The sequence below is a fragment of the Mycobacterium yunnanensis genome, assembly GCF_025823185.1.
GTDB lineage: Bacteria > Actinomycetota > Actinomycetes > Mycobacteriales > Mycobacteriaceae > Mycobacterium > Mycobacterium yunnanensis.
Map to the genome: position 1 here is coordinate 858,426 of NZ_JACKVK010000008.1, position 15,158 is coordinate 873,583.

The following is a 15,158-nucleotide window of genomic DNA, read 5'->3' on the forward strand; positions in this document are numbered from 1 at the left end:
GCACATGGTTCGGCAACCGACGACACGGTCACAACTCAGCGGGCGGCGGTTCCTGGCTCGCCGCATGATGCACGCGCTGGTGCGCAGAGATGCGTCGATGCACGACGATCCGCTTCGGGCACAGTCGATCTCGCTCGCAGTCGGCGCGATCGTCGCGAGCCTCGTCGTCGCGGTGGGAACCGCGGTGGGCCTGATGCGGGGCGGTGGCGTACCCGACTCCGCGTCGATCGTCATGGGCCGCAGCAGCGGAGCCCTCTACGTCCGCGTGGGCGACACCCTGCATCCCGTGCTGAACCTGGCCTCGGCGCGACTCGTTGCACGCGCGCCCGCCAACCCGGTCCCGGCGGCGGAGGCGTCGATCTCGGCGCTCAGGCGCGGGCCGCTGATGGGCATTCCAGGTGCGCCTGCGTCCATCGGTGAGCCACTGCTCGACCCGGTGTGGACGGTGTGCGACGACGACCGCACGGTGGTCGCCGTCGGCCGCTCCGAGGTCGACCATCTCGACTCCGCCCGCCCCGTCCTGGTCGCCGCGCGCGGCGAAGGCGCAGCCACCACCTTCCTGATGTACGACGGTCAGCGGGCGGCAGTCGACCTACGTGACCTCGCCGTCGTGCGGGCGCTGCGACTCGACGGCGTCGTGCCGGTGCCCGTGTCGCGGACCTTGCTCGACGTCGTGCCGGAGGTGCCGCGGATCGCGCCGCCCCCGATCGCCGAGCGTGGCGCGCCGGGGCCCGCCTCGCTCGCGGGTGCGCCCATCGGTTCGATCGTGACGGTCCACCGCGCCGACGACACCGAGCGGTACGTCGTGCTGCGCGACGGCCTGCAGCGCGTTGGCGAGGTCGCGGCCGACCTCATCGGCTACGCCTACGACACCGCGGGTCGCCCGTCGGTGAGCGTCGCCCCCGCGGCGGTCGCGGCGCTGCCCCTCGCCGACGACTTGCCCGTCGACTCCTTCCCGTCGCAGGCACGCGCACCCGTCGGGGCCGCCGATGGATACGCGGTCTGCGCCAGGTGGCACCCGGGTACGGCGGCGCGTACGTCGTCGAATACCGATGTGCTCATGGGTATTTCACCTTTCTCGCCAGGGGCTCGCGTGACGGCGCTCGCTCAGGCCGACGGGCCCGGCCCCGGCGTCGACGCCGTGTCGATGACGGGCGGCGGCGCGGCCTACGTCCGGTCGGCGCGCGTCGTCGGCGACGACGGTGCGAGCGGCACCCGGTTCCTCGTCACCGATGCGGGCGTGGTGTTCGGGGTGCACGACGACGACGCGGCGACCTTCCTCGGCCTGAGCGGTGCCCCGCAGGCGGCGCCCTGGCCCGTCCTCGCGCACCTGCCGCGGGGGCCCGAGCTCAGCGTCGAGGCTGCGTCAGTCGTCCGCGACGGACTTCCTGCGGCGTCGTAGCCGGTCCACCGACACGCTCCCCGCGGTGGCGGCCACCGCGACGCAGGCCGCCGCACCCAGCAGTGAGATTCTCCGCGCGGAGCTCTGGGCCGGCGGTGTGGCGTCGGCCGTCCGCGAGACCGGTGGTCGCGCCGGCGCCGGTGCCGGGGCGCCGCCCGCGGTGACGGCGGCCAACGCGTCGACGACGCCGTGGCCCACCCACGGGTCCCACCCGGCAGCCGGATGGTGCGCGGTGTCGGTAATCCTGCGCATCACCTGCCGCGCGGTGAGTTGCGGTGCGGCCGAGCGGACCAGGGCGACGATCCCGGCCACCACCGGCGTCGAGTAACTGGTCCCCGAGATCGGTGCCGGCCCGGTCGACCCCACGACGGAGTCGACGACGCCGTCGCCGTCGGGGCTCAGCGACACGACGTCCTCGCCGGCCGCGGCGACGTCCACCCACGGCCCGGACAGGGTGAACGACGACGGCCGGCCCGCGGCGTCGACCGAACCGACGGTCAGCACGTAGTCGTCGTACCACGCCGGGCTCACCACCACCTCGACGGCGTCCCAGTCCGGTTGCCCGGCGAGCTTGGGGTCGGGAGTCGGATTCTGACGTGGGCATTGGCCAGACCCGCCGACGTTGCCGGCCGCCGTCACGACGACGGCGTTCTTGACGTCGACGGCGTAGGCGAGTGCGGCACCAAGGGATCGGTCGTCGAGTTCGTGGTCGGCCGCCGCGCAGGCGACGGAGGAGACGTTGATGACCGTCGCGCCGGCGTCGGCCGCCGTGCGGACCGCCGCGGCCAAGGTCTCCACGTCGCCGACGCCCGGTCCGTCGGCGCCCTCAGTGGCCCTGAACACGTTGCTGGACTGGCGAATCGAGAGGATCGACGCCTCGGGCGCGACACCGCTGAAGGCCGTCTCGGTCGGACCGGTCGGCGCCGCCCCGATGATGCCGGCGACGATCGTGCCGTGCCCGTCGCAATCTTGGGTGCCGTCACCCGTCGACACGTAGTCGCCGCCGGGCAGCAGGTGGGGGAGTAGTCGATGCCGGGCGACACCGGTGTCGATCACCGCGACGGTCTGTCCGGCGCCCTTGGTCAGTCGCCACACAGGTTGCAGCTGAGCAGCTTTGGAGGCCAATGCCGCGTCGCCGCGAACGGCTGGCCCGACCCGGCACGGGTCTGTCTGTTCGGTCGGGGATCGCGGTGCGGGCGGCCGGGCCGGGGGTAAGCCCGCGTCGTCGACCGTCGGGGGCGGTACCGCGGCGGCAACGGGCGCCGACCACACGGCCGCGGCGACCCCCACGGCTAGCGCGATGCGGGATGTCACGGCAGTAATCCTTCGATGGCGGTGAACGCACCACCAACCCAGCAGGCGGCGGGGATGACGGCGACCAGCGCGCAGTATTCGGCGCGGTCGAGCAGGCGCGCCACCGTGGGCCGCATCCGGGGCCGGCGCGCGGTCGCCAGGCCGGCGACGACCACCAGGCAGGCCACCGGGCCGAGGACCTCGGGCCGAGTGCTCACCAGCGCCCAGCCGCCGGCGGCGAGTGCGACCACACCACCGGTCACCAAGACGATTCGGCGATCCGCGTCGACGTGGGTCCTGCTGCGCGACAGCAGCACGACGCCCACCAACCCCGCGAAGGGAGCGGCACCGGCCTGCCCGGACGAGATGGCGACCACGGCGCCCGCGGTGACCGCCGCCGTCGCGCCCGCCACCAGCCCGCTCACGACGACGTGCCCGGTGGCGGCCGCGACCGTCAGATCTCCGTGTCCGCGATCGGGCCCGAGACCGGAGGCCAGCATCGACAGTCGGGGCGCCAGCGCCAACAGCACGACCCCCGAGGTCGCCAGCGCCGCGCCCACCACCGCCACCGGCAGTGCGGCGACGGTGACCAGCGCCACCAGCGCCGAAAGTGCCAACACCGCAACCATGGTCGTGGAGGGCTGTCCACGCAGGCGCAACAGCACCAACGAGGCCGACGCCGCGGCCGCCGCGGCCAGGAACGCATTCGGCGCGGCCGGGGCCGACGGGACGACGAGGAAACCGGCCGCGGCCGCTAGGGCGACCGTGCCGAGGCTGGCCGCCCAGGAATACCCGGTGGCGACGGTCAGCACCGCGGCCGCCGCCGCCGCAACGGCGGCGGCGACGGCGTGGACGACGGCGTCGTCGGATCCCGCGCTGCCGGCGAGCATCGCGGCGGCCCACGTCGTCGCGCATGCCGCGACCGCGTCCGGCAGCCATCCGTCCAGGAGACCGCGCGCCGGACGCGAGTCGGCCACCTGACGAGTGGCCGCGTACCGGAGCGGTCCCATGGTGGCCACCTCACCGCGCTCGAGGACGAGCAGCTCGCCGTCGCGAACGTCGTTGTACTGCAATGACGTCGACTCGTCCAGCTCGGCCCCGGTGACGCGCCGCAGTCGCCACCGCTGGGCGGCGCCGTCCGAGCCGCCGCCGACACCGACCAGTTCCACGATCGTGGGCAACAGCTCGGCGACCGCGGCACTGGACGGGAGCGCCAGGTCGACCGCCACGGGATCGCCGTCGCGGTCGGCGTGCACACGAACCCTCGACACCGACATCTCACCGACGCTAGCGGTCCGGAAGCGGCACTGGCCGCGGCAATGTCGCCGTCACCCGAGTGGAACCAAACCGCCGTGCAGCGCGTCCTTTCAGACGATGGGCCCCTCGAATCAGCGCCGCCTGCACCCGCCGCCGTTCGACGACGGCGAGCTCGTCATGCGTGCTGCACCCGCGATGCCGAAGGACCCACCGGCCAATCTGGTCGCCAAGGTGCTCCCGGTGGTGATGCTGCTCGCGATGGGTGGGATGACGATGCTCTACGTCACCTCCGGTGCCGCGTCGTCGCGCAGTCCGGTCTTCCTGTTCCTGCCGGTGATGATGCTGGTCTCGGTGCTCGGATCGGTGGCGTACCAGTCCCGGGGTGCGCGCCGGGGTGCCGAACTGGACGACGACCGCCGCGCCTACCTGCGCTATCTGGACGAGCTCGACCAGACGCTCGCGAGAACCGCCGAGGCGCAACACGACTCATCGCATTGGAGTCACCCCGACCCGGCGGCGGCGTGGACCCTGGTCGGCACTGCCCGCATGTGGGAGCGTCGTCCGGGCGACGAGGACTTCTGCCACGTGCGCGTCGGCACCGGTCCCCGCCCGTTGGCGACCACGGTGGTGGCACCTGACGCATCCGACGCGCGCGATCCGGTGCTCGAGGAGGCCGTGGACCGCTTGCTCGCCGACCGGTCGACGGTGCTCGACGTGCCCGTCGTCGTCGACCTGCAGACCCATGCGCGCGTGGCAGTGCTGGGACCGGCGCAGGACGCCCGCGGTGTGGTGCGGGCGATGATCTGCCAGCTGACCGTGCTGCACGGCCCGGACGCCGTACGAGTGACCGCAACGGGACACCATGCCCACGCACACTGGGACTGGCTGAAATGGCTTCCGCATCATGGTCGTCCACGGGAAGGGTCACCTCGGGCTCGGCACGTCGTGATCGTCGACGGCGGGGTCGACGGTACCCCCGGCGCCGACACCACGATCTCGATCGGTGCGCTGGATGGTGAGTGTCTTAGCGTGACCCTCGACGGCACCGGACCGTTGCCACGCCCCGACTCGGTGACCACCGCGCAGGCGCTCGCCTGCGCCAGGACGCTCGCGCCGTTCCGAGCGGCGTCCGCGGTCGCTGCCCGCGATGCGGAGTGGGCGCAGTTGGTCGGCGTCGGTGACGCGACCGCGGTCGACGCCGACCGCACGTGGCGGCCACGGTCGGCAACCGAGCGCCTTCGGGTGGCGATCGGTGTGACCGAGGACGGCCAGCGGGTTCGGGTCGACCTCAAGGAGGCCGCGCGCGGAGGCATGGGACCGCACGGGTTGTGCGTGGGGGCAACGGGTTCGGGCAAGTCGGAGTTCCTGCGCACCCTGGTCCTCGGGCTCGTCGCGACGCACGATCCCGATGCCCTCAACGTGGTGCTCGTCGACTTCAAGGGCGGGGCGACGTTCCTCGGACTCGAGCGCCTGCGACACGTGGCGGCCGTCGTGACCAACCTGTCGGAGGAGGCCCACCTGGTGACGCGGATGAGGGATGCGCTCGCCGGGGAGATGACGCGCCGCCAACGCGTGCTGCGTGCCGCCGGCGGCTTTCCCGGGATCGGCGACTACGACGCCGCCCGCGCTCGCGGTGCCGAACTGGCGCCCTTGCCTGCGCTGTTCATCGTCGTCGACGAATTCTCCGAACTCCTCAGTCAACACCCCGACTTCGCCGAGTTGTTCGTCGCGATCGGCCGGCTCGGCCGGTCCCTGGGAATGCACCTGCTGTTGGCGAGTCAGCGGCTCGACGAAGGTCGGCTTCGCGGTCTGGAGACACACCTGTCGTACCGGATCTGCTTGAAGACGTTCTCCGCCAGCGAGTCCCGCGCGGTGCTCGGCACCGCCGATGCCTACGAGCTGCCCGGCACCCCGGGGGCGGCGATCCTGAAGACGGCCGCCGGGGAGCTCGTCCGCTTTCGCAGCGCCTTCGTCTCGGGACCGGTCGGCACCATAGCGGCAGACGAACCGGAGGTGGCGCGGCGTTTCACCGCGGCCGACGCCGAGCAAATCGTGCGAGTAGCGCCCCGCCCGTCGCGCGCGCTGCTCGACGTCGTCGTGGACCGTCTCGCCGACCGAGGACGGGCAGCGCATCGGGTGTGGCTGGCACCGCTGGCCGCGCCGCCGCGGCTCGACGAGCTCGTCGACGGCATCGGCGACCTGCCGCCGCTGATGGTGCCGATCGGGTTGGTGGACAACCCCTTCGAGCAGAGACGCGATCCGCTGATGGTGGACCTGCGCGCCGCGGGCGGAAACGTGGCGATCGTCGGTGGTCCACGGTCGGGCAAGACGTCGGCGCTGCGCGCCCTGGTCGTCGCTCTGGCGGCGACCCATCACCCCGAGGCAATGCACGTCTACGGGCTCGACTTCGGGGGCGGATCGTCCTCCTCGCTGGGTCGGCTGCCGCACGTCGGCGCGTTCGCCGGCAGGCAGGAGCGCGACCTCGCCCGGCGGATCGTCACGTACGTGCAGGGCGTCGTGCGGGAGCGGGAGACGCGTCGACCGGACGGCGAAGCACGGGTCGCCGACCGTCCGGCGGTGTTCCTCGTGGTCGACGGTTGGGCGGTCGCCCGCCAGGAGTTCGACGGGATGGAGGAGGCGGTCACCGCGATTGCCGCGCAGGGCCTCGCCCTCGGCGTGCACGTCGTGCTCACCGCCACGCGATGGGCGGAACTGCGGCCGGCGCTGAAGGATCAGTTGGGTACCCGCATCGAACTGTGCCTCGGCGACCCGGCCGACTCCGAGATGGACCGTAAACGGGCTCGCCTTCTGGGAGTCCGTCCACCCGGGCACGGAATCACCAGGGAGGGGCTGGAATTCGTGACCGCCCTGCCCTGTCCCGACGCAACCGACGTGGCGGAGGTGGCCGCCCGGTTCACCGACCGCGGTGCGCCTGCCGTGCGTCTGCTCCCGGCGCTGGTGCCCCACGCCGAGGTCGTCGATCGAGCCGGCGGGCGGGTCGCCATCGGGCTGGGGGAGGACGACATGGCGCCGACGGTCCTAGACTTCGCGGCCCACCCTCATCTGCTAATCCTTGGTGACACCGAATGCGGGAAGACCGCGACGCTGCGCACTCTGTGCCGGGAGATCGTGCGCGTCGGCGCACCCGGTGGCGTCCGCCTGCTCGTGGTCGACTTCCGCCGCACGCTGCTGGGCGTCGTCGACGACGAGCGCCTGCAGGGCTATGCGATGTCCGCGGCTGCGGCTGACGCCCACGTGACCACGGCCGCCGCTCTGTTGACCGGTCGGCTGCCCGACGAACGCGTCACCCAGCAGCAGCTCCGGGACCGATCGTGGTGGTCGGGGCCGGAGGTGTTCGTGATCGTCGACGACTACGACCTGGTGGCAGGCACGTCCGGCAACCCGCTGCTGCCCCTGCTGGATCTGCTGCCGCACGCCAGAGATCTGGGACTGCACCTGGTGATCGCCCGGCGCTCCGGCGGTGCGGCGCGCGCCATGTTCGACCCAATCCTGGCTCGCACCAGGGACCTTGGGTGCACGGGGCTGATGATGAGCGCGAGCGCGGACGAGGGCGTGCTGCTCGGCTCGGTGCGCCCGACCCCGCTGCCGCCGGGGCGGGGGACGCTGATCCGTCGTGGCCACTCCGACCAACTCGTCCAGGTTTCGTGGACCGACCCGCAGTGAGTCGGCAGGTCGTGGTGGTGGGGCCCAAGGAGGTCGTCGGCCGACACGCCGTTGATCCGGATCTGGCGACGACCGCCCTGGAGTGCGTCGACGACGACCACGCGCTCGTCGACGACCGCGTCGTCGAGGTCGACGACCTGTGGCGCGACGTCGTCGGTTCGGCCCTCGGCGGTAGGTGCCCACGGCTGGCGCTGATCTGCCCGTCGTGGTGGGGCTCCCGGCGCCTGGCTCGCGTCCTGGCGGCGGGCAGGCAGTGGTGCGACGACGTCGTCGTGCTCCCGCGCGCCGAGGTGTGGTCCACCGCCACGACCGTGGTGGAACTCGGACCCGAGCTGGTGGTCGTCCACGCCGACGGGCGACGGCATGCCATCGCGCGGGCCACGTACGGGGGCGGGATCGTGGCGGCCGTGGTAGCCCATCTCGACGGGCAGCCCGAGGTGACCGTCGATGTTCCGGCCGGACTGGCGCTGCTGGGCGCCGATCTCGTTCGCGCACTGCGCGGCCGTGGCGTCGACGTCGCGCAGCGGGACGACCGGACGATGACCGCCGCCGTCGGCGCGAACGCCCGCCGCGCGTTCAGGTGGCCCGTGCCGGCGCGCACCTCGGGGTTGGTCGCGGCAACGCTGACGGCGGGCGGACTCGTGTTCGCCGCGGTGACCGTCGGCGGGCGCCCCGTCGGGTCGGCGGTCGCCGTCGACGCGTCCTGGGTGGTGGAGGGTCGCGTGGCCGTCGAGGTGCCCGTGGGATGGACCGTCGACAGGGTCACCTCGGGGCCGGGTTCGGCGCGGGTGCAAGTGAGCTCGCCGGGCGGGGACTCCGAGGTGATCCACGTGACGCAGTCCCGGGTGCCCGACACCGAGACGCTGGACTCCACCGGGGCGGCGTTGGCCGCCGTGCTCACGCGCCAACCGGACGGGGTGTTCGTCGACTTCACCGCCAGTGGCGAGCGGGCTGGTCGCCGCGCGGTCTCCTATCGGGAGGTGCGGCCCGACCGGCGGGTCGACTGGACCGTGCTGCTCGACGGGGGCGTGCGGATCGCCATCGGTTGTCAGGGCGCCGGTGACGCGTGTGACCGCGCCATCCGCTCGGCGCACGCAGTGACGCGAAAGTGATTCATGCACAACGGAACCGAAGTGTGGATCGGTGCGTCGAAACAAGCATGGGATCGCACGTGGAGGGATTGCAATGACCAGTGGAGCGCTGAACACCGACTTCGGTCTGATGTCGACCGTCGCAGGCAAGATCGACACCTGCAACGAGGAGACCGGGGCCATGCTGCGGACGTTCATCGGCCAGATGAGCAGCGTTCCGGCGTCGGTGTGGGGTGGTGCGGCGGCCGCCCGTTTCCGCGACGTCGTCGACCGCTGGAACACCGAGTCCCTCGCGTTGCACCAGTCGCTGCAACGGATCTCCGAGACCATCCGGGTCAACGAGCGGACGTTGCGCGAGGCCGCCGACCAGCACTCGCATCGCATTGCCTCGGTCGACGTCCGCTGACCCCTTCCTCCTCAACCGAAATGGAGCACTCGTGGAACCGGTTCTGTCCTACGACTTCAACGAAATCGAATACACCGTCCGCCAGGAGATTCACCACACCTCCGCGCGTTTCAACGCGGCGCTGGACGATTTGCGGGCCCAGATAGCGCCCCTGCAGGCGGTGTGGACGCGGGAGGCCGCCGAGGCCTACCGCGTCGAGCAGGCCAGGTGGGATCAGTCGGCGGCCGCGCTGAACGACATGCTGATCGCCCTCGGCAACGCGGTCCGCGAGGGCGCCGACGACGTCGCCGACACCGACCGCCGCGCGGCAGGCGCCTGGGGCTTCTAGGCGCGCGGCACCTCAGACCCTGTGCGGTCCCAACCGGAGGAGAGGCCCGGGCGGGACCGCACAGTCGCGCCCGGCCCCGTCACCCGCATCGCGTGTGCGGTGAGATCGTCCGACGGCGCGAAATCGGGATCTGGCTGCACACTGGATGCGAGGGTTCGCCAGGGAGCCCGGGTAGGCGTTTTGACCTGCGGCGACGACGCCCGGTAGGCTGCTCGGTTGGCGCGCGGTGAGCTTTGGCTCCGTGGGTCCTCGGGTCTACGTCGGTCGCCGAGGACTTCCATCCCGTGCCTGACCGACACCCCGGTTCATCCGGGAAACCCGAGAGAAAGAAAAGGTAGCGCTGTGCCTACGTACACGCCGAAGGCGGGTGACACCACGCGGACGTGGCATGTCATCGACGCCACGGACGTGGTCCTCGGCCGGCTCGCCGTTGCAGCAGCCACTCTGCTGCGCGGTAAGCACAAGCCGACGTTCACGCCGAATGTCGACGGTGGCGACTTCGTCATCATCATCAACGCCGACAAGGTCGCCATCAGCGGCGACAAGTTGAACACCAAGTTCGCCTACCGCCACTCGGGTTACCCCGGCGGCCTGCGCAGGCGCACCATTGGCGAGATCATGGCCAAGAACCCCGAGAAGGTCGTCGAGAACGCCATCATCGGGATGCTGCCCCACAACAAGCTGAGCCGTCAGGTTCAGAAGAAGCTCAAGGTGTACGCCGGTGCCGAGCACCCGCACATCGCGCAGCAGCCGGTTCCGTTCGAGATCAAGCAGGTGGCCCAGTGACCGATACGACTGACGACGTGACCGAGGTCGAGGTGCCCGAAGGCGGGTACGTCTCCGAATCCGTCGAGACCGACGCGACCGAGGACGCCCCGGCCCGTGAGCCGCTGATCTTCGACCGCCCCGTGCAGACCGTCGGCCGCCGCAAGGAGGCCGTGGTGCGGGTGCGCCTGACCCCCGGCACCGGCAAGTTCATCCTCGACGGCCGCAGCCTGGAGGAGTACTTTCCGAACAAGGTGCACCAGCAGCTCATCAAGGCGCCGCTGGTGCTCGTCGACCGGCTCGACACCGTCGACGTCTTCGCCCACCTCGACGGTGGCGGACCGTCCGGACAGGCCGGCGCCCTGCGTCTGGCCATCGCCCGTGCGCTCATCATCGTCCAGCCCGAGGACCGGCCGCCGCTGAAGAAGGCCGGCTACCTCACGCGTGACCCCCGCGCCATCGAGCGCAAGAAGTACGGCCTCAAGAAGGCCCGTAAGGCGCCTCAGTACTCGAAGCGCTGATCCTCAGCACGGTTCATCCGCGAGCGTGCGCGTCTGTACAAGGCGCGCACGCTCTCGGCTTTTCTAGGAGGAGCATGGGTCGCCTGTTTGGCACCGACGGTGTCCGCGGCGTCGCGAACACCGATCTGACCGCCGAGTTGGCATTGGCCCTCGGGTCGGCCGCCGCCCGCCGACTGGGCACGTCCGTCGGCAAGCGACGGGTCGCCGTCGTCGGCCGTGATCCTCGCGCCAGCGGTGAGATGCTCGAGGCGGCCGTCATCGCCGGCATCACCAGCGAGGGCGTCGACGTGTTGCGCGCCGGTGTGCTGCCCACCCCGGCCGTCGCCCATCTGACCGGCGTCTACGGCGCCGAATTCGGCGTGATGATCTCCGCGTCGCACAACCCCATGCCCGACAACGGCATCAAGATCTTCGGTCCCGGCGGGCACAAGCTCGACGACGACGCCGAGGACCGCATCGAGGAGCTGCTCGGCGCCGGACCCGGCGAGCGTCCCGTCGGCGCCGCCATCGGTCGCGTCCTGGACGCCGACGACGCACTCGAGCGCTACCTGCGGCACGTCGCGACCGCCGCCCCCACACCCCTGAACGGCCTCACCGTCGTCGTCGACTGCGCACACGGCGCCGCGTCGGTGGCCGGCCCGGCGGCCTATCGCGCCGCGGGCGCCACCGTCATCGCGATCAACGCAGAACCCAACGGCCTCAACATCAACGACGGCTGCGGGTCGACGCACATGGACGTGCTGCAGAAGGCCGTCGTAGCCCACGGGGCCGATCTGGGCCTTGCGCACGACGGGGACGCCGACCGGTGTCTGGCCGTCGACGCCGCCGGGGAGGTGGTCGACGGAGACGCCATCATGGTGATCCTCGCGCTGGCCATGCGCGACGCAGGCGATCTGACGTCGAACACCTTGGTCGCCACGGTGATGAGCAACCTGGGGTTGCACATCGCGATGCGCGCCGCGGGAATCGAGGTGCGCACCACCGCGGTCGGGGATAGGTACGTGCTGGAAGAACTGCGGGCGGGGGGCTACGCGCTGGGCGGCGAGCAGTCCGGCCACGTCGTGATGCCGTCGCTGGGCACCACCGGGGACGGGATCGCAACCGGGCTGCGCCTGATGGCGCGGATGGCGCAAACCCGCTCGACGCTGGCCCAACTGTCGGCGCCGATGCACACCTTGCCGCAGGTGCTGATAAACGTTCAGGTCGCCGACAAGGCCACCGTCGCCGAGGCGCCCTCGGTGCGCTCCGCGGTCGCCGAGGCCGAGGCCGAGCTTGGCGACACCGGCCGAATCTTGTTGCGGCCCTCAGGAACCGAGCAGGTCGTCCGGGTAATGGTCGAGGCCGCCGACGAGGACACCGCACGTCTGCTGGCCGCGCGGGTCGCCGATTCGGTCAGCCAACAGCGCTGAGGTCCGGCGTTGCAACCACGCTGCAACGGTGGACCGCCTAGGTTGTGTGACGACAGACACACGTGCGTCGGCGGTGGCCGGCAGGCAAAGGAGCACCGTTGACCAAGTTCGTCGCCGCGATCGACCAGGGCACCACCAGTACCCGCGCCATGATCTTCGACCACGACGGCGCCGAAGTGGGTCGCCACCAGCTCGAGCACGACCAGATCCTGCCGCAGGCCGGCTGGGTCGAGCACAACCCGGTGGAGATCTGGGAGCGCACCGCCTCGGTGCTGACCTCGGTGCTCAACAAGACCAACCTGCAAACCGAGGATCTCGCCGCGCTTGGCATCACCAACCAGCGCGAGACGGCCCTGGTGTGGGATCGCAAGACCGGAAGGCCGTACTACAACGCCATCGTCTGGCAGGACACCCGTACCGACCGCATCGCCACCGCGCTGGACCGCGACGGTCGCGGTGACGTGATCCGGCGCAAGGCCGGTCTGCCGCCGGCCACGTACTTCTCGGCAGGCAAGGTGCAGTGGATTCTGGAGAACGTCGACGGCGTCCGTGCGGCCGCCGAGCGCGGCGACGCGATCTTCGGAACCAGCGACAGCTGGGTGGTGTGGAATCTGACCGGCGGTCCGCGCGGTGGCGTTCACGTCACCGACGTGACCAACGCCAGCCGGACCATGCTGATGGACCTGGAGACCCTCGACTGGGACGACGAACTGTTGTCGTTCTTCGACATCCCGCGCCAGATGCTGCCGAAGATCGTGCCGTCGTCCTCACCGGAGCCGTACGGCACCACCCTCGACACCGGTCCGCTCGGCGGGGAGGTGCCGGTGACGGGCATCCTCGGCGACCAGCAGGCCGCGATGGTCGGCCAGGTGTGCCTGGCTCCCGGTGAGGCCAAGAACACCTACGGAACCGGAAACTTCCTGCTGCTCAACACCGGCGAGAAGATCGTGCGCTCGGAGAACGGGTTGCTGACCACCGTCTGCTACCAGTTCGGTGACGCGAAACCCGTATACGCGCTCGAGGGTTCGATCGCCGTGACCGGGTCGGCCGTGCAATGGTTGCGCGACCAGCTGGGCATCATCAGCGGTGCCGCGCAGAGCGAGTCGCTGGCCAGGCAGGTCGAGGACAACGGCGGGGTGTACTTCGTCCCCGCGTTCTCCGGATTGTTCGCGCCGTACTGGCGCTCGGACGCCCGCGGTGCGATCGTCGGGCTGTCGCGGTTCAACACCAATGCCCACGTCGCGCGCGCCACGCTGGAGGCGATCTGCTACCAGAGCCGTGACGTGGTCGACGCGATGGAAGCCGATTCCGGTGTGCACCTGGAGGTTCTGAAGGTCGACGGCGGCATCACCGCCAACGATCTGTGCATGCAGATTCAGTCCGACGTGCTCGGCGTCGACGTGGTCAAGCCCGTGGTGGCGGAGACGACGGCGCTGGGTGCCGCCTACGCGGCCGGGTTGGCGGTGGGGTTCTGGGACAACCCCGACGATCTGCGGGCTAACTGGCAGGAGGACACGCGCTGGACGCCGTCCTGGAGCGACGACCAGCGTGCGGCCGGGTACGAGGGCTGGCAGAAGGCCGTGCAGCGCACTCTGGACTGGGTCGACGTCTCCTAGCTCAAAGGGCGCCTAGCGCAACGGCGTTGCCGCACCGGCCCTCACGAGCCGAGTACGGCCACGCCTGCCTCGGCGACGGACACGTCCTGCTCGACGCTGCCCGCGCTGACGCCGATGGCGCCGATGACGTGGTCCCCATCGGTCAGCAGGATGCCGCCGCCGAAGATGACCAGGCCGCCGCTGAGCTGCTCCAGACCGTAGAGTTCGGCGCCCGGTTGCACCAGCGGCGTCAGGGCGCTGGTGGGCGCGTTCATCAGGATCGACGTGCGCGCCTTGCGGATCGAGATGTCGACGCTGGCCTTGATGGCGCCGTCCATGCGGGCGAACGCGACCAGGTGCCCGCCGTCGTCGACGACGGCGATGTTCATCGGCTGACCGATCTCGCGCGCCTTCTCGACGGCGGCCTCCACGACGGTGGTGGCGACGGGCAAGGTGATGGCACTCATGGGTGGCCTTTCTAATCATCGATGCGGCAACGCCTTTGGTCGGCCGGACGCATGGTCGACCGTACAGGCGTGTCATGCTCGTTCGTCGGCGTTCGGCCGTTCCGGCGCGCGAAGACTAACCAAAGACTGTCCGTCGGATCAGTAGTCGGGCGGGACGCTCGTGAAAGCCGCCAACCGCGGTGCGCATCCGAAAATACTGAAGGGACACTTCGGAGAGGTCGTAGTCGGTGTCCAACGTTGACGTGTTCATGTGGGAATTCTTGGGCACCACGATCCTGTGCCTGCTGGGCAACGGCTCGGTGGCCGCGGTGGTACTGAAGAACTCGTACTCCCACGGCACCGGTGGTGATTGGATCATCATCGTGCTTGGCTGGGGGTTCGGCGTCTTCGCCGGGGCCAGCATCGCCGCCCCGTCCGGCGCCCACATCAACCCGGCAGTGTCTCTGGCCGTGGCGATTTCGGGTGGCATCCCGTGGTCGACGCTGCCCGTCTACTGGGCGGCGCAGATGCTCGGCGGCATCGCGGGAGCATCCCTGTGTTGGGCGGCGTTCAAACTTCAATTCGACAACATGGACGACAACTCGGGTACCCGCGGCATCTTCTGCACCACGCCGTTCGTGAAGGGTCTGCCGTGGAACATGGCCACCGAGGTGATCGCCACCTTCGTGCTGGTCTTCTTCATCCTGACCAATCCGCAAGCCAACGGGGCGCTGAGCTACGGCGCCGTCACGTTCGTCATCATCACGATCGGCTTCGGACTCGGCGGGCCGACGGGCTACGCCGTCAACCCAGCTCGCGATCTCGGCCCCCGAATCGCGTACTGGTTCCTGCCGATCAAGGGCAAGGCCGGTCCCGATTGGAGTTATTCCTGGGTGCCGGTGTTCGGCCCGCTGCTTGGCGCGGCCCTGGCCGCTGGTTTGGGCCTGCTGGTGATGTAGCC

Annotated in this window: 13 protein-coding genes; 10 read left to right on the forward strand and 3 right to left on the reverse strand. The window is 70.7% G+C overall.

All coding sequences use genetic code 11. The features are described from left to right. Window positions 1-4 precede the first annotated feature (4 nt). Complete coding sequence (eccB, locus tag H7K45_RS14160) at window positions 5-1,402, forward strand: type VII secretion protein EccB (protein ID WP_263996427.1); 1,398 nt, start codon at window positions 5-7, stop codon at window positions 1,400-1,402. On the opposite strand, the gene mycP is transcribed toward eccB, so the two are convergent. Together mycP and eccD are read right to left on the reverse strand one after the other, a co-directional pair. Beyond that, window positions 1,367-2,725 carry a type VII secretion-associated serine protease mycosin gene (mycP, locus tag H7K45_RS14165; RefSeq protein ID WP_372512563.1) on the reverse strand — a complete coding sequence of 453 codons (1,359 nt, stop codon included), beginning with the start codon at window positions 2,723-2,725 and terminating at the stop codon, window positions 1,367-1,369. The two genes, eccB and mycP, sit on opposite strands and share 36 nt — an antisense overlap. Further along, window positions 2,713-3,972 carry a type VII secretion integral membrane protein EccD gene (gene eccD, locus H7K45_RS14170; protein WP_263996429.1) on the reverse strand — a complete coding sequence of 420 codons (1,260 nt, stop codon included), beginning with the start codon at window positions 3,970-3,972 and terminating at the stop codon, window positions 2,713-2,715. Before eccD ends, mycP begins: the two co-directional genes overlap by 13 nt. Before the next feature lie 97 nt (window positions 3,973-4,069). Here eccD and eccCa point away from each other — a divergent pair, with 97 nt between their 5' ends. The 8 genes from eccCa (at window position 4,070) to glpK (ending at window position 13,772) form a co-directional block, all read left to right on the forward strand. Then, window positions 4,070-7,636 (forward strand): type VII secretion protein EccCa, encoded by a 3,567-nt coding sequence (gene eccCa / locus H7K45_RS14175; RefSeq protein ID WP_263996430.1) that lies wholly within the window; start codon window positions 4,070-4,072, stop codon window positions 7,634-7,636. After that, window positions 7,633-8,748: a type VII secretion-associated protein gene (locus H7K45_RS31510; RefSeq protein ID WP_263996431.1), complete on the forward strand. Its 1,116-nt coding sequence runs from the start codon at window positions 7,633-7,635 to the stop codon at window positions 8,746-8,748. Before eccCa ends, H7K45_RS31510 begins: the two co-directional genes overlap by 4 nt. A 73-nt stretch (window positions 8,749-8,821) precedes the next feature. Then, a complete protein-coding gene (locus H7K45_RS14185; protein ID WP_263996432.1) occupies window positions 8,822-9,133 on the forward strand; it encodes a WXG100 family type VII secretion target in 312 nt (103 codons plus the stop codon). 31 nt (window positions 9,134-9,164) lie between these two features. Continuing rightward, window positions 9,165-9,461, forward strand: coding sequence for a WXG100 family type VII secretion target (locus H7K45_RS14190; RefSeq protein ID WP_263996433.1), 297 nt, complete (start codon window positions 9,165-9,167; stop codon window positions 9,459-9,461). A 342-nt stretch (window positions 9,462-9,803) separates the two neighbouring features. Further along, a complete protein-coding gene (gene rplM, locus H7K45_RS14195; protein ID WP_263996434.1) occupies window positions 9,804-10,247 on the forward strand; it encodes a 50S ribosomal protein L13 in 444 nt (147 codons plus the stop codon). A 104-nt stretch (window positions 10,248-10,351) separates the two neighbouring features. Beyond that, entirely contained in the window at window positions 10,352-10,747 is a 396-nt protein-coding gene (gene rpsI / locus H7K45_RS14200) for a 30S ribosomal protein S9 (RefSeq protein ID WP_263997006.1), read from the forward strand. Window positions 10,748-10,821: 74 nt separating this feature from the next. Next, complete coding sequence (gene glmM / locus H7K45_RS14205; protein WP_263996435.1) at window positions 10,822-12,156, forward strand: phosphoglucosamine mutase; 1,335 nt, start codon at window positions 10,822-10,824, stop codon at window positions 12,154-12,156. A gap of 62 nt (window positions 12,157-12,218) precedes the next feature. After that, on the forward strand, window positions 12,219-13,772 hold the full coding sequence (gene glpK, locus H7K45_RS14210; protein WP_263996436.1) for a glycerol kinase GlpK: 1,554 nt from the start codon (window positions 12,219-12,221) through the stop codon (window positions 13,770-13,772). A 41-nt stretch (window positions 13,773-13,813) separates the two neighbouring features. On the opposite strand, the gene H7K45_RS14215 is transcribed toward glpK, so the two are convergent. Further along, window positions 13,814-14,218, reverse strand: coding sequence for a GlcG/HbpS family heme-binding protein (locus H7K45_RS14215; RefSeq protein WP_263996437.1), 405 nt, complete (start codon window positions 14,216-14,218; stop codon window positions 13,814-13,816). A gap of 227 nt (window positions 14,219-14,445) precedes the next feature. Here H7K45_RS14215 and H7K45_RS14220 point away from each other — a divergent pair, with 227 nt between their 5' ends. Continuing rightward, window positions 14,446-15,156 (forward strand): MIP/aquaporin family protein, encoded by a 711-nt coding sequence (locus H7K45_RS14220; RefSeq protein WP_263996438.1) that lies wholly within the window; start codon window positions 14,446-14,448, stop codon window positions 15,154-15,156. The last annotated feature ends 2 nt before the right edge of the window (window positions 15,157-15,158 follow it).